Source organism: Sphingobium naphthae (assembly GCF_043589935.1).
Classification (GTDB): Bacteria; Pseudomonadota; Alphaproteobacteria; order Sphingomonadales; family Sphingomonadaceae; genus Sphingobium; species Sphingobium naphthae_A.
In genome coordinates this window covers 1852545-1875542 of the sequence record NZ_CP171454.1, presented here as the reverse complement: position 1 = coordinate 1875542, position 22998 = coordinate 1852545, and the positions used below count along the sequence as shown (strand labels likewise).

25 protein-coding genes and 1 tRNA gene are annotated in these 22998 nt (G+C 66.8%); 14 read left to right on the top strand and 12 right to left on the bottom strand.

Translation table 11 applies throughout. The features are described 5' to 3' along the window. Position 1: 1 nt before the first annotated feature. A complete protein-coding gene (locus ACGGKE_RS09260) occupies positions 2–142 on the bottom strand; it encodes a hypothetical protein (protein ID WP_394437240.1) in 141 nt (46 codons plus the stop codon). 116 nt (positions 143–258) lie between these two features. Between ACGGKE_RS09260 and ACGGKE_RS09255 the strand changes: the two genes are divergently transcribed. Then, a tRNA-Thr gene (locus ACGGKE_RS09255) sits at positions 259–333 on the top strand. A gap of 104 nt (positions 334–437) precedes the next feature. Here ACGGKE_RS09255 and ACGGKE_RS09250 read toward each other — a convergent pair. Beyond that, positions 438–836 carry a DUF1489 domain-containing protein gene (locus ACGGKE_RS09250; RefSeq protein WP_317517110.1) on the bottom strand — a complete coding sequence of 133 codons (399 nt, stop codon included), beginning with the start codon at positions 834–836 and terminating at the stop codon, positions 438–440. A gap of 24 nt (positions 837–860) precedes the next feature. Continuing rightward, positions 861–2300 carry a magnesium transporter gene (mgtE, locus tag ACGGKE_RS09245; protein WP_394437238.1) on the bottom strand — a complete coding sequence of 480 codons (1440 nt, stop codon included), beginning with the start codon at positions 2298–2300 and terminating at the stop codon, positions 861–863. A 146-nt stretch (positions 2301–2446) separates the two neighbouring features. On the opposite strand from mgtE, the gene ACGGKE_RS09240 reads away from it, so the two are divergent. Continuing rightward, positions 2447–2902, top strand: coding sequence for a peptidylprolyl isomerase (locus tag ACGGKE_RS09240; protein ID WP_066770797.1), 456 nt, complete (start codon positions 2447–2449; stop codon positions 2900–2902). Between the two features lie 57 nt (positions 2903–2959). Here ACGGKE_RS09240 and ACGGKE_RS09235 read toward each other — a convergent pair whose 3' ends face one another. Both ACGGKE_RS09235 and ACGGKE_RS09230 read right to left on the bottom strand, forming a co-directional pair. Then, positions 2960–3646 (bottom strand): hypothetical protein, encoded by a 687-nt coding sequence (locus tag ACGGKE_RS09235; protein ID WP_394437236.1) that lies wholly within the window; start codon positions 3644–3646, stop codon positions 2960–2962. Continuing rightward, positions 3646–4299 carry a peptidase gene (locus ACGGKE_RS09230; protein ID WP_394437234.1) on the bottom strand — a complete coding sequence of 218 codons (654 nt, stop codon included), beginning with the start codon at positions 4297–4299 and terminating at the stop codon, positions 3646–3648. Before ACGGKE_RS09230 ends, ACGGKE_RS09235 begins: the two co-directional genes overlap by 1 nt. A 316-nt stretch (positions 4300–4615) precedes the next feature. On the opposite strand from ACGGKE_RS09230, the gene ACGGKE_RS09225 reads away from it, so the two are divergent. Then, positions 4616–5182: an outer membrane protein gene (locus ACGGKE_RS09225; protein ID WP_228164812.1), complete on the top strand. Its 567-nt coding sequence runs from the start codon at positions 4616–4618 to the stop codon at positions 5180–5182. Between the two features lie 186 nt (positions 5183–5368). Next, positions 5369–8947, top strand: coding sequence for a hydantoinase B/oxoprolinase family protein (locus ACGGKE_RS09220; RefSeq protein ID WP_394437232.1), 3579 nt, complete (start codon positions 5369–5371; stop codon positions 8945–8947). A gap of 15 nt (positions 8948–8962) precedes the next feature. Here ACGGKE_RS09220 and ACGGKE_RS09215 read toward each other — a convergent pair whose 3' ends face one another. After that, positions 8963–9724, bottom strand: coding sequence for a class II aldolase/adducin family protein (locus tag ACGGKE_RS09215; protein WP_394437230.1), 762 nt, complete (start codon positions 9722–9724; stop codon positions 8963–8965). A gap of 225 nt (positions 9725–9949) precedes the next feature. Here ACGGKE_RS09215 and rpsU point away from each other — a divergent pair, with 225 nt between their 5' ends. Together rpsU and ACGGKE_RS09205 are read left to right on the top strand one after the other, a co-directional pair. Continuing rightward, complete coding sequence (gene rpsU / locus ACGGKE_RS09210; protein WP_021226581.1) at positions 9950–10156, top strand: 30S ribosomal protein S21; 207 nt, start codon at positions 9950–9952, stop codon at positions 10154–10156. Positions 10157–10237: 81 nt separating this feature from the next. Beyond that, entirely contained in the window at positions 10238–10798 is a 561-nt protein-coding gene (locus ACGGKE_RS09205) for an FKBP-type peptidyl-prolyl cis-trans isomerase (protein ID WP_228164809.1), read from the top strand. A 56-nt stretch (positions 10799–10854) separates the two neighbouring features. On the opposite strand, the gene ACGGKE_RS09200 is transcribed toward ACGGKE_RS09205, so the two are convergent. The 6 genes from ACGGKE_RS09200 to pyrE all read right to left on the bottom strand — a co-directional run bounded on the left by ACGGKE_RS09200 (position 10855) and on the right by pyrE (position 15177). Next, positions 10855–11184 (bottom strand): hypothetical protein, encoded by a 330-nt coding sequence (locus ACGGKE_RS09200; RefSeq protein ID WP_394437227.1) that lies wholly within the window; start codon positions 11182–11184, stop codon positions 10855–10857. Between the two features lie 92 nt (positions 11185–11276). After that, on the bottom strand, positions 11277–12359 hold the full coding sequence (locus ACGGKE_RS09195) for an AI-2E family transporter (protein WP_394437225.1): 1083 nt from the start codon (positions 12357–12359) through the stop codon (positions 11277–11279). Between the two features lie 21 nt (positions 12360–12380). Beyond that, complete coding sequence (lepB, locus tag ACGGKE_RS09190; RefSeq protein WP_394437223.1) at positions 12381–13253, bottom strand: signal peptidase I; 873 nt, start codon at positions 13251–13253, stop codon at positions 12381–12383. A 35-nt stretch (positions 13254–13288) separates the two neighbouring features. Continuing rightward, a complete protein-coding gene (gene acpS / locus ACGGKE_RS09185) occupies positions 13289–13690 on the bottom strand; it encodes a holo-ACP synthase (RefSeq protein WP_317517118.1) in 402 nt (133 codons plus the stop codon). Positions 13691–13862: 172 nt separating this feature from the next. After that, complete coding sequence (locus tag ACGGKE_RS09180) at positions 13863–14591, bottom strand: pyridoxine 5'-phosphate synthase (protein WP_394437220.1); 729 nt, start codon at positions 14589–14591, stop codon at positions 13863–13865. A 4-nt stretch (positions 14592–14595) separates the two neighbouring features. Continuing rightward, positions 14596–15177 (bottom strand): orotate phosphoribosyltransferase, encoded by a 582-nt coding sequence (gene pyrE, locus ACGGKE_RS09175; protein WP_228164803.1) that lies wholly within the window; start codon positions 15175–15177, stop codon positions 14596–14598. Between the two features lie 284 nt (positions 15178–15461). On the opposite strand from pyrE, the gene coxB reads away from it, so the two are divergent. From coxB to thrC, 8 genes are all read left to right on the top strand, one after another. Continuing rightward, positions 15462–16529, top strand: coding sequence for a cytochrome c oxidase subunit II (coxB, locus tag ACGGKE_RS09170; protein ID WP_228164802.1), 1068 nt, complete (start codon positions 15462–15464; stop codon positions 16527–16529). Positions 16530–16542: 13 nt separating this feature from the next. Beyond that, positions 16543–18225, top strand: coding sequence for a cytochrome c oxidase subunit I (gene ctaD / locus ACGGKE_RS09165; protein WP_394437217.1), 1683 nt, complete (start codon positions 16543–16545; stop codon positions 18223–18225). 104 nt (positions 18226–18329) lie between these two features. After that, positions 18330–19250, top strand: a complete 921-nt coding sequence (locus ACGGKE_RS09160) for a heme o synthase (RefSeq protein WP_394437215.1) — start codon at positions 18330–18332, stop codon at positions 19248–19250. After that, positions 19247–19384 carry a hypothetical protein gene (locus ACGGKE_RS09155; RefSeq protein WP_394437213.1) on the top strand — a complete coding sequence of 46 codons (138 nt, stop codon included), beginning with the start codon at positions 19247–19249 and terminating at the stop codon, positions 19382–19384. The genes ACGGKE_RS09160 and ACGGKE_RS09155 overlap by 4 nt, the downstream gene beginning before the upstream one ends. After that, positions 19384–19959: a cytochrome c oxidase assembly protein gene (locus tag ACGGKE_RS09150; protein ID WP_394437211.1), complete on the top strand. Its 576-nt coding sequence runs from the start codon at positions 19384–19386 to the stop codon at positions 19957–19959. The genes ACGGKE_RS09155 and ACGGKE_RS09150 overlap by 1 nt, the downstream gene beginning before the upstream one ends. Positions 19960–19994: 35 nt before the next feature. Next, complete coding sequence (locus tag ACGGKE_RS09145; protein WP_394437209.1) at positions 19995–20825, top strand: cytochrome c oxidase subunit 3; 831 nt, start codon at positions 19995–19997, stop codon at positions 20823–20825. Positions 20826–20899: 74 nt separating this feature from the next. Further along, positions 20900–21550, top strand: coding sequence for an SURF1 family protein (locus tag ACGGKE_RS09140; RefSeq protein ID WP_394437207.1), 651 nt, complete (start codon positions 20900–20902; stop codon positions 21548–21550). Positions 21551–21594: 44 nt separating this feature from the next. Continuing rightward, entirely contained in the window at positions 21595–22995 is a 1401-nt protein-coding gene (gene thrC / locus ACGGKE_RS09135) for a threonine synthase (protein ID WP_394437205.1), read from the top strand. Positions 22996–22998: the final 3 nt, after the last annotated feature.

The window sequence follows — 22998 nt, the reverse complement described above, 5'->3', positions numbered from 1 at the left end:
CTCAAGTCTTGGGCGTGTCGGGCGGGGGCGGCGGCGCCGCTTCCTGCCGCACCGCCTCGCGGCTTTGCGCCTTGCGCCGGCGCAGATTATCGCGCAGCGCCTGCGCCAGCCGTGCCTTCTTTTCGTCCTGCGTGTCAGCCATGGGACGCGCATAAGCAAAATGCGTGATCCGCCGCAACCCGCCTTGACATGGGCGGCGCGGGCGGCCATAGGCCCGGCCTCCGAAGCGCAGATGGCGCCACGGAGATGAAATAGAGTGCTGCCGTAGCTCAGTGGTAGAGCGCATCCTTGGTAAGGCTGAGGTCGTGAGTTCAATCCTCACCGGCAGCACCATTTTTCTCTTTTCCGGTATTTAGCGGGCTTCGGCTCCTAGTCGCCGGACTATTGGCTATGCCAGCCAGCCAGCCACGTTCACGTCCACGGGCCGCGATGACATCCTACACCAGCCCCAGTCGCGTCAGTTCGCCCAGCAGCGCAGGCGGCATCGCGTCCAGGTCGTCGGCCTCGCCGCTGCCCAGGTCCGGTGGCGCATCCTTGTCCTCCAGATAGCGCCAGCCCTGATGCGCGCGCTTGGGACTGGCGCGCACGGGGATGAGCATCGGCGCCAGCCGCACCCAGTAGCGTCCCTGGCCCGTCTCCTCGAAACCCAGCAGCGGGCTGCGGCCCACCAGCGTGTGCGCATGGATCCAGTAGAGCGATCCGCCCGCCATCTCCTCGACGCGCTTGGGCAGGTAGCGGGTGGTGATCCGCGCTTCGTCGGCATGGCTTTCCAGCCAGGCGCGCAAGGAAGCGGGGCCTTCGCTCTGGAAGGCGATCTTGGTCATGTTGAGCGGCATGGGCGTCTTAGATGGGCGCTCGGCTCAGCCGGTCAATCCCGCCAATGTCGCGAGCCCCAGGAAAGCGAAGAAACCCATCGAGTCGGTGATCATCGTCACGAAGATGGACGAAGCCACCGCAGGGTCCAGGTTCACGCGATCGAAAGCCAGCGGCACCGCCGCTCCAGCCAGGCCAGCTGTCACGATATTGGTCACCATCGCCGCGGCGATCACCCCGCCCAGCGCCATATTCTGGAACACCAGCGATACGCCGATGCCCAGGACGATGGCGACCGTCGCGCCGTTCAGCACCGCCACCCGTATTTCGCGCAGGATGGTGCGCCGCGCATTGGAGCCGGTGATCTGGTTGGTGGCAAGCGCGCGCACCGTCACCGCCATGGTCTGGCTGCCGGCATTGCCGCCCACGCCCGCGACGATCGGCATCAGCGTCGCCAGCGCGACCATCCGCTCGATCGTGTCTTCGAAAATGCCGATGATGGTGGAGGCGATCAGCGCCGTCAGCAAATTGGTCAGCAGCCAGCGCACGCGGGCGCGATAGCTGTCCAGCACCGGCTCGTTGATGTCGCCTTCGCCCGCGCCCGACAGGCGCAATATGTCCTCGCCCGCTTCCTGGCTGATGATGTGGACCACATCGTCCACCGTGATCATGCCGACCAGTCGGCCAGCCGCATCCACCACCGCGGCGGAAATCAGCGCATATTTCTGGAAGCGCAGCGCCACTTCCTCCTGGTCCATGTCGACCGGGATCAGCGTCTGCTCGCGCTTCATCAGGTCGCTCATGGCGATCCCGCGGGGGCAGGTCAGGATCCAGCTGAGCTGGCAGGTGCCGATCGGCCGATGCGCGGCGTCGACGACGAAGATTTCCCAGAAGTCGCGAGTCAGGTCGCCGCTGTCGCGCAGATAGTCGATCACCTGGCCCACGGTCATATGTTCGGGCACCGCGACCAGGTCGCGCTGCATCAGACGGCCGGCGGACTCCTCGGGGTGCGCCAGCGCGCTTTCGATCGCCGCGCGATCCTCCGGCTCCATCGCCTCCAGCACCGCCTGCTGGTCGGCTTCCTCCAGATCCTCGATGATGGCGACCGCGTCGTCCGTGTCCAGTTCGGACGCGAACTCCGCGACTTGCTCGGGCGCCAATGCCCCGATCAGGTCGTCGCGGACATAATCGTTGAGTTCGGACAGAACCTCCGCGCCGACCAGGTCGCCCAGCGCTGCGGCGACGTCAGCGCGCCGGTCCGACGGCGCCAGTTCCAGCAAGTCCGCAATGTCGGCGGGATGCAGCGGCGACACCAGTTCGCGCGCCTTTTCATCGTCGCCATCCTCGACCGCGTCGAGCACGGCCGTCAGATATTCGGGCTTCAGCCGGTCGTCCTCGTCATGGCTGGCTTCCGCCGCCTCGATCACCGGCTCTTCGAAATCATCCCCATGCACTAGGGGTTCGGCCATATCGCCGCGCTCGCCCATGGCGCCCCCTACTGTCCGGTTCCTGTAACATATCGTCGCTTTCGCCCAAGCCCATCGGAAATGCAATAAGGAGACAGCGCTTCCATCCCCTTCATTAGCCTTTATATGGGCTCCATCCCCCCATCCCCGGCAAGAGAGGATTTTTCATGGCCGACGACACGCTTACCCTTACCCTCGACAGCGGCGGCGACGTCGTGATCAAGCTGCGCCCCGACCTCGCGCCCGGCCATGTCGCCCGGATCGTCGAAAATGCCAAGGAAGGCTTTTACGACGGCGTGGTTTTCCACCGCGTCATCCCCGGCTTCATGGCGCAGGGCGGCGACCCGACGGGCACCGGCATGGGCGGCCACCCGGACAAGCCCGACCTCAAGGCCGAATTCAGCCGCGAACCGCATGTCCGCGGCGTCTGCTCGATGGCGCGCGCGTCCAATCCGAACAGCGCCAACAGCCAGTTCTTCATCTGTTTCGACGATGCCACGTTCCTCGACGGCCAATATACCGTCTGGGGCGAAGTGACGTCGGGCATGGAGCATGTCGACGCCCTGCCCAAGGGCGAGCCGCCGCGCACTCCCGGCAAGATCGTCAAGGCCACCGTCGCCTGATCCGGCCGCGCGGGGCAGGGGCAGCCATGGCTCGCCTCCGCCTCGCGTCGCGCGACCTTATTGCGCCGCCGCCTTGCGCGCCATGCCGTCGGTCATCGAAATCGGCTCCATGGCATTCGCCGCCACTTCGGCCTCCGGGGGCACGTAGGCGCCGATCGCCTGGATATGCCAGCGGCGCTGTTCCTCGGTTGATCCCGGCACATCATTGACGCGCCGCAGCGTCACCTGGCGCAGCGCGTGCCAGGGTTTGCCGTTGGCGGCGATGCGGCCATAGACTTGCACCGGCACCGTCACATAGAGCGAGCCTGCCGCGCCCTCGGGCTCGGACGGCGCGCCGATATTGGCATGGATTTCGCTGAAGCCGCGGAAGCGCGCGGCGAAATGCGCATCATCCTGCGCGCCGATCGCGGTCGCCGGGTTCCACAGATCCTGCGCGTCCTCGAACCGCTTCTCCTCCAGCAGCCCATAATAGCCCTGCACCACCTGCGCCGCGCCCTGGGCGCTGTCGGGGTCGATTGATCCCTCGGCGACCGGCACGGGATCGACGGGCAGGCCGCCCGGCGTTCCCGGCGCGGGCGGGCTCAGCGGCTCCATCAGCGCCATCGCTTCGGCGCGCACATTATTCTCGACCTGCGCTGCATTGGCGCCATTGGCGAGATTGTCGATCGCGCTTTCCTCCCGCCCGTCGCATGCCGCGACAAGCAGGAGGGGCAGAAGCGCGCTGGTCCTGATCGCGACCCGCATCAGTCCGGACGCACCCGTGCTGCCGGGTCCCGGCCACCACCGGATCGCACTGGACGCGATGCCCGCGATCCCGGCGAGGGACGGGCGCTCACGCTGGGTTGCGGCCGCGGCTGGCTCGCCTGCGGACGAGGGCGTTGCGTGGGACGAACGGCGTCATTGCCGCCGCGCCCGCGCCCGCCATTCCACCGGCCGCGATCATTGTCGCTCCCGGTGCCCGGACGGACAGAATTGCCCGGTCTCCCGTCCCGGTCCGGGCGCTGCCAATTGCCCGGCCGCCCATCGCGATCGGGGCGACCGTCATTGTCGCGCCATCCGGGTCGCCCGTCGCGGTCCCGGTCGCGCCAGCGATCGTCACGCCGGTCGTTGCGCCGCGCTTCCCAATAGCGCCGCTGGCTGTCGCTCCAGCGGTGGCGCCGGCCGCCGCGGTCATAGACATAATAGCCAGTGCCCGGATAATAATAGTCGTTATACCAGCCATAGCCGCCGCCATAATAGCCGGGGCTGTAATAGGGGTCATAATATCCCCCGCCATAATAGCCTGTGCCGACACTCACCCCGCCATAGCCATAGCCATCGTCATAGGCGCAACCGCCCAGGGCCAGTGCGCCGGCAAGGCCCATGGCGGCGAGAAACCTTTTCGCGGTTCCTGTCATCGCCTGTCTCCTTATCGTCTTTCTGATGCAGGGATAACGTCCTGAGTTTGAATTGGTTGTGAATGGCGAAGGCGCGCCTGCGCAAGCATTTATTCGCCGTTCAGAAAGCGGCCGCTTTGTTCATCTGGCTGACAGAAACCGTGTTTTCTCCGTCACATATCCGTCATTCGTCGGGATTTCGACGATCGTTCAGGAAACCTTCCTGATGCCTTGGTCATTTTTCCTCCTGCCGCTCCGGTCGCTTGCAGCGCCAGACAGCCGGCCCGGCGGGTCCACACCGCCGCAAACATCCACAACAGATCAAAGGGTCCACCCCATGAAGACACTGCTTTTTTCGGCAGCCGCTGCCGCGTCCCTGATTCCCGCCGCCGCGATGGCCCAGAGCGGCGCGGCGGACGACGCCGGCGCCACCCGTCGCCTCGAACCCTATGTCGGCGTCATGGGCGGCGTGCATAATTTCGACAGCGAAACCGGCGAGGAAGGCATTCCGCCCGCAGGCTATAAGGGCCGCATGGTCGAAGGCGTCGCTGGCGTGAACTATAATGTCGCTGGTCCCGTCGTCGTCGGCGTGGAAGGCACCGCGTCCAAGGGCGTGTCGGGCGACATCGACTGGGAATATGGCGTCGCGGGCCGCGCCGGGATCAAGGCGGGCAAGGACAGCCTGATCTTCGGCAAGGTCGGCTATAAGTGGGTCAATTTCGACGCGCTCGGCCCGGACAGCCCGGATTTCCACGGCACCACCTATGGCGCGGGCGTCGAACTCTCGCCCGCCGACATGGGCGGCTCGGCCCAGAGCAGCAACATCCGCCTGCGCGTTCAGGCCGACACGCTGGGCAATTTCCGCTCGATCCGTCCGATGGCCGGCGTCGTCGCGAAATTCTGATGCACGGGGCGGAACGGGCCCAGGCCGCTCGTTCCGTCCCGCACCGGTCACCTCTCGCCCGCCCGGGATGAGAGTTGGGGTGCGGAACGGCATCCAAGGACTGCAGCCGTTCCGCATTCCCCTACCTCGGGCCCGAAGGGGCGCCCTCTCTTGCCATCGCCAGTCCGCCCGGCCATCAGGTCGCGCATGACCTGGCATTTCTGGATCGATCGCGGCGGCACCTTCACCGATGTGGTCGCGCGCGACCCCGATGGGCGGCTTCACACCGCAAAGCTGCTGTCCAGCGATCCCGAACGCTATGCCGACGCCGCCGTCGAAGCGGTGCGCCGCCTGACCGGGGCCGGCTCCGGTCCCATCCCGCCCTGTTCGCTCCGCATCGGCACCACCATCGCCACCAATGCCTTGCTGGAACGCAAGGGCGAGCCGGTGCTGCTGGCGGTGACGCGCGGCTTCCGCGACGCCATCCGCATCGGCACGCAGGAGCGCCCCGACCTGTTCGCGCGGCAGATCCGCCTGCCCGATCCGCTCCATGCCGATGTCATCGAGATCGACGAGCGGGTGAGCGCGGACGGCGCGGTGCGCGTCGCCCTGGACGAACCGGCGGCGCGCGCGGCGCTGCAATCCGCCTTCGACCGGGGGCTGCGTGCGGTCGCGATCCTGTTGATGCACGGCTATCGGCATCCCGCGCATGAACAGGCGCTGGCGCGGATCGCCGCCGAGGTGGGCTTCACCCAGATCAGCGTCAGCCATGATGTCGCCCCGCTCATCAAGCTTGTCGGGCGCGGCGATACGGCGCTGGCCGACGCCTATCTCTCGCCGGTCCTGCGCGCCTATGTCGATGGCTTGCGCGCCGCGCTGGGCGCGGATGCGGACATGCTGTTCATGCAGTCCAATGGCGGGCTGACTCCCGGCGCGCTGTTCCGCGGCAAGGATGCGGTGCTGTCCGGGCCGGCGGGCGGCATCGTCGGTCTCGCGCGCACGGCCGAACAGGCGGGCTTTGGCGAAGTGATCGGCTTCGACATGGGCGGCACCTCCACCGACGTGTCCCATTATGCCGGCAGCTATGAGCGCGACAATGAAGCGCGGGTGGCCGGCGTCCGGCTGCGCGCGCCGATGATGCGGATCGACACGATCGCGGCGGGCGGCGGCTCCATCTGCACCTTCGTCGACGGGCGTCTCCGCGTCGGCCCGGAAAGCGCCGGCGCGGTGCCGGGACCCGCCTGCTACCGGCGCGGCGGCCCGCTCACCATCACCGATTGCAATGTGATGCTGGGCAAGATTCAGCCCGATTTCTTCCCCAGCCTGTTCGGCCCCAATGGCGATCAGCCGCTCGATCGGGACGCAGTGGCGCAGCGTTTCGCGGCGATCTGCGCGCAGGTGGAGGCGCAGACCGGCCGCGCCATGACCCCGCGGCAGGCGGCCGAGGGCTTCATCGCCGTCGCGGTCGCCAACATGGCCAATGCGATCAAGCGCATCTCGGTCGCGCGCGGCCATGACGTGTCGCGCTACACCCTCGCCAGCTTCGGCGGGGCCGGGGGGCAGCATGCCTGCCTGGTCGCCGACGCGCTGGGCATGGACCGGGTGATGATCCATCCGCTGGGCGGCGTCCTGTCCGCTTATGGCATGGGCCTCGCCGATCGGCGGGCGGTGCGGGAGCGGACATTGGCGCTGCGCCTTGGCGACGACAGCATGACGCAGCTCGACCAGGCGCTCGAAGCGCTCGCGGCCGATGCTCGCGCCGACCTGCCGCAGGCGGACCGCACCGAAACGCTGCTGCGGCTGCGCTATGACCGCACCGACAGCCTGTTCGACGTGCCGCTCGCCGACCTGCCGACGATGCGCGCCGATTTTCTCGCCCAGCATCGCGCCCGCTTCGGTTTTGAAGGGCAGGGCGCGATCCTCATCGACATGGCCCGGGTGGAGGCGATCGCCGCCACGCAGGAGGCGATGGACAGCCTCGCCGCATTCCCCGACCAGGCTGCGGAGCCTTTGGCGCAGGTCGATTGCGGCGGCCAGGCCGCGCCGGTGCATGACCGCGCCGGCCTCAATCGCGACAGCGAAATAGACGGGCCCGCGCTCATCATCGATCCCGTCTCGACAACGGTCGTGGAGCCCGGCTGGCGCGCGCGGGTCGATGCCATCGGCAATCTCATCCTCACGCGCCACCAGCCGCGCCCCGCGCCCCGGGCGACGGACGCGGACGGAGTCGATCCCGTGCGGCTCGAGGTGATGGGCGGGCTGTTCATGGCGATCGCGGAGGAAATGGGCGCCGCGCTCCAGCACAGCGCTTCCTCGGTCAATATTCGCGAGCGGCTCGATTTCTCCTGCGCCCTGTTCGACGCGGCGGGCAATCTGGTCGCCAATGCGCCGCATATGCCGGTGCATCTGGGCAGCATGGGCGACAGCATCCGCGCCATCCTGCGCCGGCGCGGCCCGGGTCCTGACGGCGTGGCCATGGACGGGCGGGGCATGCAGCCGGGCGACGTCTATGCGCTCAACGCCCCCTATGATGGCGGCACTCATTTGCCCGACGTCACCGTCATCATGCCGGTCTTCGTCGACGGCCGGGATGCGCCCGACTTCCATGTCGCGGCGCGGGGCCATCATGCCGACATTGGCGGCATCACGCCCGGCTCCATGCCGCCGGGCAGCCGATCGGTGGAGGAGGAAGGCGTCATCCTCGACAATCTGCTGGTGGTCGATCGGGGCGAATTTCGCGAAGCGGCGATTCGCGAGCTGCTTGGCTCGGGGCCTTATCCCGCCCGCAACATCGACCAGAATATCGCCGATCTTTCCGCCCAGATCGCCGCCTGCGCCAAGGGTGCGGCGGAATTGTTACGGATAAGCAACGACTATGGCGTGGACAGCGTTTCCGCCTATATGGCCCATGTCCAGGATCAGGCCGAAGCCGCCGTCCGCCGCCTGATCGGCCGCCTTGCCGACGGTCGCTTCACCTACCCGATGGATAATGGCGCATCTGTCCAGGTCGCTGTCGCCATCGATGCGGACGCGCGCAGCGCCACCATCGACTTCACCGGATCGTCGGACCAACTGCCCGGCAATTTCAACGCGCCGCTCTCCGTCCTGCGCGCCGCCGTCCTTTACGTCGTGCGCACGCTGATCGACGAGGCGGTGCCGATGAATGACGGGTGCCTCAAACCCATCACCATCATCGTGCCGGATGGATCGATGCTGCGGCCCCGCCATCCCGCCGCCGTGGTCGCGGGCAATGTGGAAACCAGCCAGGTCGTGACCGATGCGCTGTTCGGCGCGCTCGGGGTCATGGCCGGCGCGCAGGGAACGATGAACAATTTCACCTTCGGCAATGACCGCCACCAATATTATGAGACGATCGCCGGCGGATCGGGTGCGGGACCGGATTTTGACGGCGCGCCGGTGGTGCAGACGCACATGACCAACAGCCGCCTCACCGATCCCGAAATCCTCGAAACCCGCTTCCCGGTGCTGCTGGAGGAATTTTCCGTCCGCTCCGGTTCGGGCGGGGCCGGGCGGCATCGCGGCGGCGACGGAGCCATCCGCCGCATCCGCTTCCTGGAAGACATGACCGCCGGCATCCTGGCCAATCGCCGCATCGTGCCGCCCTTCGGCCTCGCCGGCGGGACGGCGGGGGCGGTGGGTCGCAACTGGGTGGAGCGCGCCGACGGCACGGTCGATCCGCTGGACAGCACCGCCACGGCCGACCTGCGCGCCGGGGACGCCTTCGTCATCGAAACGCCGGGCGGCGGCGGGTTCGGGGAGGCGTAGCGCCGCCCCGCCCGCCTAGCGCTGCCAGCTCGGATCGATCCGGTCGATCACGCGCACCATCGCCTGGAAATCGGGCACGCCCGGCCCCACCGGCAATTGCACGCCCGCCAGGTCGCGCTGATGCACGGCGATCACCTCGGGCGGGATGTCGACCGGCGTTCCCGCCGCGCCCGCCGCCACCTGGATCTCGCACGCGCGCTGCAGCGACCAGTGGCGCAGGAACGCCTCGGGCAGGGTGGACGCCATCACCAGCGTGCCATGGTTGCGCAGCATCATGACGCGCTTGGTCCCCAGATTGGCTATCAGCCTTTCGCCCTCTTCCGGACGGATCGTCACGCCTTCGAAATCATGATAGGCGATCTGCCCGGCGAAGGCGGCGGCGTAGAAGCTGATCGGCCGCAATCCTTCGGCGCAGGCGCTGACCGCCATGCCCGCGGTAGTATGGGTGTGGATGATGCAATGAGCGTCGGGCAGATGGCGGTGAAAGACGCTATGCTGGGTGAAGCCGGCGCGGTTGACCGGATAAGGGCTGCCGTCCAGCACCTGGCCATCGATGTCGATCTTGACCAGGTTGGACGCGGTGACTTCGCGGTAGGACAGGCCGAACGGGTTGATGAGGAAGGCGCTTTCCTCCCCTGGCACCCGCAGCGTGATATGGTTGTAGATCAGTTCCGACCATCCCATATGGTCGAAGATGCGGTAGCAGGCGGCGAGCTGCTGGCGCGCCTCCCATTCCTGCGGGCTCATGTCGGCATGCTGGTGAACGGCGCTGGCCATCGGCGATCCTCCTGTCTATTATGCCGCCACTATCCGCCCGCGCGCGGCAAATGTCGAGATCAGGGCCTTTTGGCTTGAATCCGCGCGACTCTGCTGGTAGGGCGCCGCCCACATGGCGCAGGGCGACCTGCGACGACTCACTGGCTTTGCTATTCGGTCGAGCCGTCGGGAAGGACAGAAACGTCCCGGCGATCCGCCCGTTTTTGATTGGAGATTGACGGACTTATGCAAATCATCGTTCGCGACAATAATGTCGACCAGGCTCTTCGCGCGCTCAAGAAGAAGCTGCAGCGTGAGGGCGTGTATCGCGAGATGAAGCTGCGCCGTCATTACGAAAAGCCGTCGGAAAAGCGCGCCCGCGAAAAGGCCGCCGCGGTCCGCCGCGCGCGCAAGATGGAGCGCAAGCGCGCCGAGCGCGACGGCGTCCGTTAAGACGCTGTGCTGACGCGGGCGGCTCGCCGCCGCCCCGTTCGCTGACGACTTTCCTGCCCTGATTCTAGCGAGCATACGCCCATGTCCACGACGGCTGTCCCCCTTCGCCCTATCGCCAAGGGGTCGCTGACGCGGCTCTGGATCGGCGTCGCCATCGTCGCGCTGGCGGCGGGCGGGCTCGCCTGGGCGGGGCAGCAGGGCGTGGCGCCGTCGCCGGCCGCCTTCCTGGCGCACAACGCGCATGAGGCGGGCGTGATCACGACCGAATCGGGCCTGCAGTACAAGGTGCTGGAAGAAGGCACGGGGCCCAGCCCGACGAGCAGCGATGTCGCGCTGGTCGGCTACAAGGGCGCGCTGCTCGACGGCACCGTGTTCGACGAGAATCCGCAGGCGCCGATGCCGATCGACGGCGTGGTCCCAGGTTTTTCCGAAGGCCTGCAGAAGATGAAGAAGGGCGGCAAGTACAAGCTCTGGATCCCGTCGGAACTGGGTTATGGCGCCGAGGATAACGGCCCGATCCCGGGCGGTTCGGTGCTGGTGTTCGACGTCACCCTGCATGACTTCAAGTCGAAGGCGGAACTGATGCAGCTGCAGCAGCAGATGATGCAGCAGCAGGGCGCGATGCCGCAGCCGGGCCAATAAGGCCCTTCAGCCAGATGCGCAGGGAAGGGGCCGCCAGTCGGCCCCTTTTCTTTTGCCTATCGCGCGTCGGGGCAAATGGTGTCCGGCGTTGCGCCAAAAGCCAGTTGGTTGGCGTCGCCAACCTTGGCTTGCCCTGAAAACAGACTGTCGAGGCGGTTCCGCACGTCGCGTCGATATTCAGGGCAGGCGACCGATCGGGGGGCGGAGACTTCGATGTCGCAGGCGATCGCGTCCTTGATCCGGTCGACGGCGGCGTCGTCCAGCACGCCCGCGCCGCGCAGTTCCAGGCATAGCTGTAGCAGCCCGGCCGCCGTCGCCTGCGCGCGCAGGCCGACATTGGTCAGGTCGAAATGCAGCTTCTTCTGCTTGTCCAGGCCCATGGTCATGATCCGCTCTCCTTATTTCCGGGTCTTGCATCTTATCCCTAATGCAAGCGACGGAAAGCCCGGATGTTCCACGGTTAGGCGGGGCGGGCTGCTCAGCTGTCGGCGGGGCGCATCAAGCGCGCATCGTTCTTCGCCTTGAGCGCCTTGGACCGTTCCTCCAGATACACCTTGATCATCGCTACTATGGGATCGGCCAGGAACAGGCCGATAATGCCGAACAGCGCGCCGAACAGGATCTGCGCCGCCAGGACCAGCGCGGGGGCCAGGTCGACCGCGCGCTTGGCGACCATCGGCACGATCAGGTAGCCGTCGATGATCTGCACCGCCAGATAGACGCCCACGGCATAGAGGCCGGTGTCGGTGCCGCCGGAAAAGCCCACCAGGACGATCAGCACGCCCGACACGATCGCGCCGATATTGGGCAGGAAGGCGAGCAGGCCCGTGAGGATGCCCAGCAATCCCGCCATCGGCACGCCGCCGACCCAGAGCAGCAACCAGGTGCCCACGCCCTCCACCGACATGCCGATGATGCGCCCGAACATCAGCCGGCGCAGGGTCCAGCCCATCTTCTGCGCAACCCGATAAAACTGGCTGCGCTTTTCCATCGGCAGCATCCAGGCAACGCCGCGTTCATAAAGCTGGGGCTCGGTGGCGATGAAGATCGCCAGCACCAGCATCATGACCGCGCTGGTGATGGCGCCGACTGCGGTGCCGACGGCGGCGGTGACTCGCCCCATCGAACTCATCGCCTGCTGCGCCAGGTCCTTGAGGTCATCGGGCGTCGCGCTGATGCCCATCTGCTGCGCCCAGCCGCCCAGGCGCATCACCTGCGCCTCGACGATGGAGCGCATCGCCTGCGCCTGTTCGGCCAGGCTGGAACCGGTGAGGTAGAAGGTCCAGACCAGGAAAGCGACGGCGCTCAGCAGCACGATCGTCAATCGCCATCCGCGGCTGATCGGCAGCACCCGGCCCAGAAGGCGCGTGCCGCCATCCATCATCGTCGCCAGCACCAATGCGCCGATGATCAGCATCAGCGGCTGCGCCAGCACCACCACCAGCGCGATGGCGACGGCCAGCGCCAGCCAGACGCCGGCGCGCTTCAGTTCCTGCTGGATGAGGGGGCTGCGGACTTCGCTGGGGCCGGGTTCCTCGACATGCTGCTGCGTCTCGCTCAAAAGCCCGTGCCCCTTCCTTCTTCAATCCGCGGCAGCAACGCTCCGTGGACGCAGGCTGTTCCCCGCTCGCCCGCTGCGGAAGGCGTGAAGCCAGGTTACAGGGTTCCAGCCGGCGTCGCCATCCAGGCTGAAAGTGATGAACTCCGCGCGCCCGCCGATCGCTTCCCAAGGAACCGGGCCGCCCAGGCCGTTCTCCGCCAGCGGGGCGCGGCTGTCGGCGCTATTGTCCCGATTGTCGCCCATCAGGAAGACATGATCGGCCGGCACGCGCACCGGACCATACCAGTCGAGCGCGCTTGGCCCCATGTCGATGGTGACGTAGGTCTTGCCATTGGGCAGGATTTCCTGTCGCACCGGCAGTTCGCAATAGTCGCGCCCATCCTTGCCCTGCACGCGCGCGCCGGGGAACTGGCCGGGGTCGCAGGGGGCATTGCCATCGACGGGAATGCGCAGCGGCTTCATCGCCTTCTGCCTGACCGCCACGCCGTTCAGCACCACCTGGCCGCCGCGCACCTCGACAATGTCGCCGGGCAGGCCGATCACGCGCTTGATATAATCCTCGCGCCGATTGTGCGGGCTGACGATCACGATGTCGCCGCGCTGGGGCAGGCGGCCCAGGATGCGCCCCTTCAGAAAGGGCAGGGGGTGGAAGCTGGGCGAGACATAGGACCAGCCATAGGGGAATTTGCTCACCACCAGCCGGTCGCCAGTCAGCAGCACCGGCATCATCGATTCGGACGGGATGTAGAAGGGCTTGGCGACGAAGCTGTGGAACGCCAGCACCGCCAGGATCAGCAGCGCGATGCTGCGCAGCTCATGCCACCAGTTGACGCCGTCCTTTTCCTGCTCCGGGGCCGGCGCGGCGCTGTCCTGAGGCGTGTCGATGGCCGGCATGGGCGAAGTCTCTTGGCGATCATCATGGTGGACCATCACAAAGGCAGCGCCTCGATGATGACGAAGGCCTGCGCCCATGGGTGGTCGTCCGTGAGCGTCAGATGAATGACGGGCCTATAGCCCAGCGGCACCAGCGATTCCAGCCGCGTCAGCGCGCCGCCGGTCAGGCTGAGCGTCGGCGCGCCCGACGGCGCGTTGACGACGCCGATATCCTTCATGAACACGCCCGCCTTGAACCCGGTCCCGACCGCCTTGGAAAAGGCTTCCTTGGCGGCGAAGCGCTTGGCGAGCGTGCCCGCGCGGGTGAAGGGGCGGCGGTCGGCCTTGGCTTGCTCCACCGGAGTGAAAACTCGCTGGACGAAGCGATCCCCGAACCGGTCGAGCGAATTCTGTATCCGCTCGATATTGCAGAGGTCCGAGCCGAGGCCGATGATCATATATCCTCCCCGGCAAGGGGAGGGGGACCGCCAGAGAGGCTGGTGGTGGAGGCGGCGGGCGGCGCCATGCGACGGAGCGCGCCAAGAGGCTCACCCCCTCCACCACGACGCTGCGCGTCGCGTCGAAGCGAGGCGCGTGACTCGCTTCGACCCTCCCCGCGCCGGGGAGGAATCACCGCGCCAGGTCCATCTGCCGCCGCATCTCGCGGATGCTGCCCTCCAGCCCGCCGAAGATCGCCTCGCCGATCAGGAAATGGCCGATATTGAGTTCGGCGATCTGCGGGATGGCGGCGATGGGCGCGACATTGTCGAAGGTCAGGCCATGGCCGGCATGCGGTTCGATGCCGTTCTTGGCCGCCAGCGCGGCCGCATCGGCGATGCGGCGCAGTTCCGCCGCGCGCGCGCCGCCGTCCAGATGGGCATAGGCGCCGGTGTGAAACTCGACCACGGGCGCGCCCAGCTGGATCGCGGCGTCGATCTGCGCGGCGTCGGCCTCGATGAACAGGCTGACGCGGATGCCCGCGTCGCCCAGCCGCGCGACGATGGGCCTCAACGTTTCCAGCTGCCCCGCCGCGTCCAGCCCGCCCTCGGTCGTGCGCTCCTCGCGCTTTTCCGGCACGATGCAGGCGGCATGCGGCCGGTGGCGCAGCGCGATGTCCAGCATTTCCTGCGTCGCCGCCATTTCCAGATTGAGCGGCACGTCCAGCGCCGCCATCAGCATGGCGACATCCTCGTCGCGAATGTGGCGGCGATCCTCGCGCAGATGCGCGGTAATGCCGTCCGCGCCCGCCTTCACGGCCAGCAGCGCCGCCTTGACCGGATCGGGATGGCCGCCGCCCCGCGCGTTGCGGATGGTCGCCACATGGTCGATATTGACCCCCAGGCGCAGCGGCGCGGGCATGGGCCTATTGCTTCCGGCTGCCGGGCTTGACCGCTGGCACCGCTTCCAGCTCGGGCGGCAGCGCGTCGGCGTCGTAGACCGGGAAGTTGATCGACACGAGCGGGTAGAAGGGCACGCCCAGCTCGACTTCGCCAGCCGACCGGTCGACCAGCGCGACTTCCGCCACGACGCTGCCGCCTTCCGCCTCGACCGCCTCGATCGCCTGGCGCGACGACAGGCCCGTGGTCACGACGTCCTCGACCATCAGCACCTTCTGCCCCGGTGCGATGGCGAAGCCGCGGCGCAGCTCGAACGTGCCTTCGGGCCGTTCCAGGAATACCGCATCCTTGTCCAGCGCGCGGCCGACTTCATGCCCGATGATGAGGCCGCCCATCGCCGGCGAAACCACCAGGTCGATCTCCTGCCGCACTTCGCGGGGCAGCTTCTGCACCATGGCCCGCGCCAGCCGCCCGGCGCGCTCGGCGTTCATCAGCACGCGGGCGCACTGCAGATAATTGGCGCTGCGGCGACCCGACGAGAGAATGAAATGCCCCTCGAGCAGCGCGCCCGCCGCCCGGAATTCCGCCAATACGTCCTCGTCAGTCATGCCGTCTTCAAATCCTGTCGCGCGGCCGGCGCCGATGCCGGTGCCCGGGCCGCCTTCACCCCATGGTCGCGCGCGAGCGCGCCGCCATGCCGCGCCCCTGTGCGCGGAAGTGCGAGATAGGCGGGTGGGGGATGCGTTGCAACAGCGAAGAAAATCTGCTCCATCTCTGCTTGAGGCAGGGGGAAAGCATCCCTATAAGCCGCCTCAGACCGAACGGGCGAGGGCAGCATCATATATGCGTTTTCGTTGCAGCGGCGCCAAGGGGTTAGGGGTACGAAGACGCTATGATGAAGGTGAAATCGTTCATTCTCGCCGGTCTGCTGGCCTTTGCGCCGGCGATGGCGATGAATGGCCAGGCGCTTGCGCAGAATGAAGCCGCCGCATCCGCCGCCGCCACGCCGGTCGATGCCGATCCCCGCTCTTCCGATCCAGGCGCGCCCGCTGATTCGGCCGACGCCAACGTCGCCAATGTGAGCGCCGCCGCCCCCGCGCCCAAGGTCGCAGCGCCGCCGCGCATGAAGCCTACCGAAGGCATCGGCATGCCCCGTCCGGGCGAAATCACGCTGCAGCAGCAGTTCACCGACACCGGCCGCACCGCGCGCTGGCTGCACGACGTGATGCTGCTGCCGATCATCACCATCATCTCGCTCCTCGTGCTGGCGCTGATGCTCTATGTGATGGTCCGCTATCGCCGCGCCGCCAATCCGATCCCGTCCAAGACGTCGCACAACACCGTGATCGAGGTCGTGTGGACCGTGGTGCCGGTGCTGATCCTGCTGGCGATCGCGGTGCCGTCCATCGGCCTGCTCGCCGACCAGTATCGCCCCGCGCCCAAGGATGCGCTGACCGTCAAGGTGACCGGCTATCAATGGTATTGGGGCTATGAATATCCCGATGCCGGCATCCCCGAATTCGTGTCGAACATGCTGCCGGAGGACAAGGCGAAGGCCAATGGCGAGCCCTATCTGCTCGCGCCCGACAATCGCCTCGTGCTGCCGGTCGGCCGTCCGATCAAGCTGATCATCACCGGCGCGGACGTGATCCACAGCTTCGCGGTGCCCTCGCTCTGGGTGAAGATGGACGCCGTGCCCGGCCGCCTCAATGAAAAGAGCTTCACCATCGACAAGCCGGGCGTCTATTACGGGCAATGTTCGGAACTGTGCGGCGCGCGCCACGGCTTCATGCCGATCGCGATCGAAGCGCTGCCGCCGGCCCAGTTCGACCAGTGGGTCCTTTCGCAGGGCGGCACGCTGACGGGCGGCACCGCCGCTCCGGCCGGCCAGATGGGACCGCAACAGGGCAGCACACTGCCCGGACCGCCGGCCAGCGAAGCCGGCACGACGACGCTTTGAGAGGGGCAAGGCCATGACCACCATCACCGCCGATCATCATGGCGATCACGCCCATGGGCATGATCATGACGCCGATCACAAGCCGGCCTTCTTCCAGCGCTGGTTCATGTCCACCAACCACAAGGACATCGGCACTCTCTATCTGATCTTCGCGATTGTCGCCGGCATCATCGGCGGCGCGATTTCGGGCCTGATGCGCGCCGAACTGGCGGAGCCCGGCATCCAGTATCTCCAGACCTGGGCCAACATGCAGCACAGCCTGCTGGGCGTGGAGCCAGCCACGCTGGACCAGGCCTATCATCTCTGGAACGCGCTCATCACCGCCCATGGCCTCATCATGGTCTTCTTCATGGTGATGCCCGCGATGATCGGCGGCTTTGGCAACTGGTTCGTGCCGATCATGATCGGCGCGCCCGACATGGCCTTCCCGCGGATGAACAATATCAGCTTCTGGCTGCTCATCCCCGCCTTCACCCTGCTGCTCGGCTCCGCCTTCGTGCCCGGCGGCACCGGCTATGGCGCGGGCACCGGCTGGACCGTCTATGCGCCGCTCTCGACCAGCGGTTCGGCGGGCCCGGCGGTCGACATGGCGATCCTGTCGCTGCACATTGCGGGCGCTTCCTCCATCCTGGGCGCGATCAACTTCATCACCACCATCCTCAACATGCGCGCGCCGGGCATGACCCTGCACAAGATGCCGCTGTTCGTCTGGTCGGTGCTGGTCACCGCCTTCCTGCTGCTGCTGGCTCTACCGGTCCTGGCCGCGGCGATCACCATGCTGCTGACCGACCGCAATTTCGGCACCACCTTCTATGATGCGGCGGGCGGCGGCGATCCCGAACTCTACCAGCATCTCTTCTGGTTCTTCGGCCATCCCGAAGTCTATATCATGATCCTGCCGGGCTTCGGCATCATCAGCCAGATCGTCTCGACCTTCAGCCGCAAGCCGGTGTTCGGCTATCTCGGCATGGCCTATGCCATGGTCGCGATCGGCGTGGTCGGCTTCGTCGTGTGGGCGCACCATATGTTCACCACCGGCATGTCGGTGAATGTGAAGATGTATTTCACCGCCGCGACCATGGTCATCGCTGTGCCGACGGGCATCAAGATCTTCTCCTGGATCGCGACCATCTGGGGCGGATCGATCAGCTTCAAGACGCCGATGGTCTGGGCGCTCGGCTTCATCTTCCTCTTCACCGTCGGCGGCGTCACCGGCGTGGTGCTGGCCAATGGCGGCGTGGACGATGTGCTGCACGACACCTATTATGTCGTCGCGCATTTCCACTATGTGCTGTCGCTGGGCGCGGTGTTCGGCCTGTTCGCCGGCTTCTACTACTGGTTCCCGAAGATGTCGGGGCGCATGTACAACGAGTTTCTCGGCCAGCTCCATTTCTGGGTCTTCTTCGCTGGCGTGAATCTGCTCTTCTTCCCGATGCATTTTCTGGGCCTCAGCGGCATGCCGCGCCGCTACCCCGATTATCCCGAAGCCTTCGCTTATTGGAACGGCATCGCCAGCCATGGCTATGAAGTGATGGCAGCGGGCATGCTGATCTTCTTCGTCAATCTGATCTGGTCGCTCGCCGCCGGCAGGAAGGCGGAAGGCAATCCCTGGGGTGAGGGCGCGACGACGCTGGAATGGACGCTGACCAGCCCGCCGCCCTTCCACCAGTTCGAAACCCTGCCGGTGATCGACTGATCGCACCGGCGCCGCGACTGGGCGGAACGGCTAGGACCTTCCGTCCATTTGCGCAGAATCAGCGCGCGGGTGTAAGGGGCGCGCGCTGATGATTTGAGGAGTTTATGGCCAGTTCGCCCATATTGCCCGGAATTTCCGCGCCCGCCTTGCCGGCCCATTGGCGGGACTTCGTCGCGCTGACCAAGCCGCGCGTGATGACGCTGGTCGTGTTCACGGGGCTGTGCGGTCTGCTCGCGGCCCCCGGCCACATCCACCCGGTCCTCGCCTTTACCGCGATCCTGTGCATCGCGATGGGCGCCGGCGCGGCCGCTGCGCTCAATCAGTGGTGGGAAGCGGACATTGACGCCAAGATGAAGCGCACCGCCGCGCGGCCGCTCCCTGCCGGCCGCATGGACCGGCAGTCGGCGCTGCATTTCGGCGTCGGCCTGTCCTTCTTCTCGGTCATCCTGATGGGCATGGCGACCAACTGGCTCGCGGCCGGGGTGCTGACCGTCTCCATCCTCTTCTACGTGCTGGTCTACACCATCTGGCTCAAGCCCCGCACGGCGCAGAATATCGTCATCGGCGGCGCGGCCGGCGCCTTTCCGCCGGTGATCGGCTGGGCGGCGGTGACGGGCGATGTCACGGCGCTCCCGATCGCGCTGTTCATGCTGATCTTCTTCTGGACCCCGCCGCATTTCTGGGCGCTCGCGCTGTTCGTGAAGACCGATTATGCCGCCGCCGGCATCCCGATGCTGCCCGTCGTCTCGGGCGAAGTGGCGACCCGCCGCCAGATCTGGTTCTACACCGCGATCATGGCGATCGCCGCGCTCGCGCCGGTGCTGCTGCAGCTGACCGGCGTCATCTACGGCACCGCCGCGCTGCTGGGCACGGGCATCTTCGCGCTGCTCGCCTTCCAGGTCTATCGCCGGCGCGAAAATGATCCCGCGCGCATGGCGCCCGAAAAGCGGCTGTTCAAATATTCGATCCTCTATCTCTTCCTGCTGTTCGGGGCGGTGGTCGTCGACCGCTGGCTGCTGGCGTGACGCCCGAGGAGCAGGATCTGGTCCGCGCCCGGCAGAAGTCGCGCGCCATCGTCACCGGCCTGCTGCTGGGCTTCCTCGCCATCCTCTTCTTCGCCATCACCCTGGCGAAGATCGGCGCGAGCAACGCCATCTGATGGCCACGCTCCCGCCCTCGCCCTTCGACCGCGCGCGCCGCAACCGGCACACCTTCGTCGCCATGCTGGGGGTGGGGCTCGCGATGCTGGCCCTCGGCTTCGCCTCGGTTCCGCTCTACCGCATTTTCTGCCAGCAGACCGGGTTCAACGGCACCACCCAGCGCGCCGATGCCGGCGTGACGGTGCAGCAGGCGACGGGGCACCGGCTCTCGATCCGCTTCGATTCCAACGTTCAGCCCGGCATGCCCTGGCAGTTCAAGCCCGAACATCCGACGCAGACGGTGACGGTGGGCGCCAAGTCGATGGCGATCTTCGTCGCGAAGAACATGTCCGACCGGCCGGTGACCGGCACCGCCAGCTTCAACGTCACCCCGACCCAGGCCGGCGCCTATTTCACCAAGATCCAGTGCTTCTGCTTCACCCAGCAGACGCTGCAGCCGGGGCAGGAAGTGCGGATGCCCGTCCTCTATTATGTCGATCCCAAGATCCTGGCCGATCCCGACAATAAGGACACGCAAGAGATAACGCTGAGCTACACTTTCTACCCTGTTGAGCAGGGCGGGAAGGCGAGTTAAGGTCCGGCAGAGAACAGGGAATGGGGAAGAGAAGCATGGCAGGCGCCAAGAATCACGATTATCACATTCTTCCGCCCAGCATCTGGCCCTTCTTCGGCTCGATGTCGGCGCTGGTCATGGCCATGGGCGCGATCATGTGGATGCACCCCGACGCCATGGGCCCGGGTGGCGGATGGGTATTCCTGATCGGCCTTGCCGGCGTCCTCTTCACCATGTTCAGCTGGTGGGGCAATGTCATCAGCGAAGCCCATGCCGGCGACCATACGCCGGTGGTGCAACTGCACCTGCGCTATGGCATGATCCTGTTCATCGCGTCCGAAGTCATGTTCTTCGTCGGCTGGTTCTGGGCCTTTTTCGACTTCGCCCTCTTCCCCAGCCTGCTGCCGCCGATCGATGGTCTTTTCCCCTCGAAGGATATCGAGGTGATGAACGCGTTCGAGCTGCCGCTGCTCAACACGCTCATCCTGCTCTGTTCGGGAACCACCGTCACCTGGGCGCATCACAGCCTGATTCATGGCGACCGCGACGGCCTCATCAAGGGGCTGTGGTGCACCATCATCCTGGGCGCGCTGTTCAGCAGCATCCAGGCCTATGAATATATGCACGCCCCCTTCGGCTTCGGCGGCAATCCCTACAGCTCGGCCTTCTACATGGCGACCGGTTTCCACGGCTTCCATGTTCTGGTCGGCACCATCTTCCTGATCGTCAATCTCGTCCGCGCCTATCAGGGGCATTTCACCCCGCGCCAGCATTTCGGTTTCGAAGCCGCCGCCTGGTACTGGCATTTTGTCGATGTGGTCTGGCTGTTCCTCTTCGTCGCCATCTATGTCTGGGGCGGCTGGGGCGCGCCGATCCACGGCGGCTGAGCCCGCCCAATGGTGGCGGCCGGCCAAGGCGCTGGCCGCTTCGCGATTCGGGCGCAATCGGCTAGGCAGGGTTCATGACGACGCCCCTTGATCCGCCCGCGCGCATTCCCATCCTTCCGACGCTGGTGGTCGGGCTGGGGGTATTGGCGATGATCGCGCTGGGCGTGTGGCAATTGCAGCGGCGCACCGAAAAGCTCCAGGCGCTCGCCTTGGCCGAGGCCAACCCGCAGCGCCCGCCCGTCGCCTTCCCCAAGCTGCCGCCGGTCGATCCCGACCTGCTGTTCCGGCGGTCCTCGGTGCATTGCCTGCATGTCGTCGACTGGCAGGTGGAGGCGGGCCGCGCCGCCGATGGCAGCACCGGCTATCGCCACATCGCCCAATGCGCGACCGGCGCGGAAGGCCCCGGCGTCATGGTGGCGCTCGGCGTCGGGCAAAAGCCCGATCAGGCGCCGGCCTGGGACGGGGGACAGGTGGAAGGCTGGATCAGCCAGGAGCCCGACCATCGCCCGCTGCTGGCGCGGATCGGCGGCGACGCCCCGCCGCTGCGCCCGATGCTGATCGCCAGGACGGCCCCGCCGGGCCTCAAGCCGGTCGCGCCGCCCCGCGCCGCCGACTTGCCCAACAACCATCTCGCCTATGCGGTGCAATGGTTCTTCTTCGCGGCGGTGGCCGTCATCATCTACATCGTCGCGCTGCGGCGGCGTAGTGGCGGCAAGACCGCCTAAACGCTTGCTCCGCGCGCCCGCTGGCGCTACCGCGCTTTCCCATCATGCAATATCAGAGCACCAGGGGGAGCGCGCCGTCGCTCGGGTTCGAGGATGTGACGCTGGCCGGGCTGGCGTCCGATGGCGGCCTTTATCTGCCGACCAGCTGGCCCGCCTTCTCCGCGGAGCAGATCCGCGCCCTGGCCGGTCTTTCCTACGTCGAAACCGCCGTGCGCGTCATGGCGCCCTTCGTCGCCGGATCTCTGAGCGAAGAGGAGCTGCGGGAGCTTTGCACGGCCGCCTATGGCCGTTTCAGCCATCAGGCGGTGACCCCGCTGGTTCAGCTCGACCATCAGCATTGGATGCTGGAGCTGTTCCATGGCCCCACGCTCGCCTTCAAGGATGTGGCGCTTCAGTTGCTCGGCCAGCTGTTCGAACGCTTTCTCTCGCGCCGGGACGACCATCTGACGATCGTCGGCGCGACGTCGGGCGACACCGGATCGGCGGCGATCGACGCGGTGGCGGGCCGCGCCAAGATCGACATCTTCATGCTCCACCCCGATGGCCGCGTGTCCGACGTCCAGCGTCGGCAAATGACCACGGTGCGCGCGCCCAACGTCCATAATATCGCCATCGACGGCAGCTTCGATGACGCGCAGGCGCTGGTGAAGGCGATGTTCAACGATGCGGATTTCAAGGGCCGCTTCAACCTGTCCGCCGTCAACAGCATCAACTGGGCGCGGCTGATGGCCCAGATCGTCTATTATTTCTACGCCGCCGTGCGCCTGGGCGCGCCGGAACGCGCCATCGCCTTTTCCGTGCCGACCGGCAATTTCGGCGACGTGTTCGCCGGCTATGTCGCCGCCCAGATGGGCCTGCCGGTCGCCAGGCTGATCGTCGCCACCAATGTGAACGACATCCTCCATCGCGCCCTGGCCGATGGCGACTATAGCCAGGGCCAGGTCGTATCGACCGCGACGCCCAGCATGGACATCCAGGTCAGCTCCAATTTCGAACGGCTGCTGTTCGACGCGGGCGGCCGCGACGGCGTGGCGCTGGCGCAGCAGATGCGCGGCTTCGAAACCAGCCGGGCGATGCGCCTCACCAATGCGCAGCGGGATGGCGCGGCGCGCCTGCTCGCGTCGGCGCGAATCGATGCCGACGGCATGACGATGGCGATGCGCTGGGCCTATGACGCGGCGGGGCAGGTGATCGATCCGCACAGCGCCATCGGCCTCGCCGCCGCGCGCAGCGCCCAGCTCGACCCGTCCACCCCCGTGGTCACGCTGGCGACTGCCCATGCCGCGAAATTCCCGGACGCTGTGGAACGCGCGACGGGCACGCGCCCGCCGCTGCCGCTGCGCGTGGGCGACCTGTTCGCGCGTGAGGAGCGCTATGACCGCCTGCCCGCGACGTTTGAGGCGATCACCGCCTATGTCGCCGACCGGGCGACGCCGCGGCGATAAGGA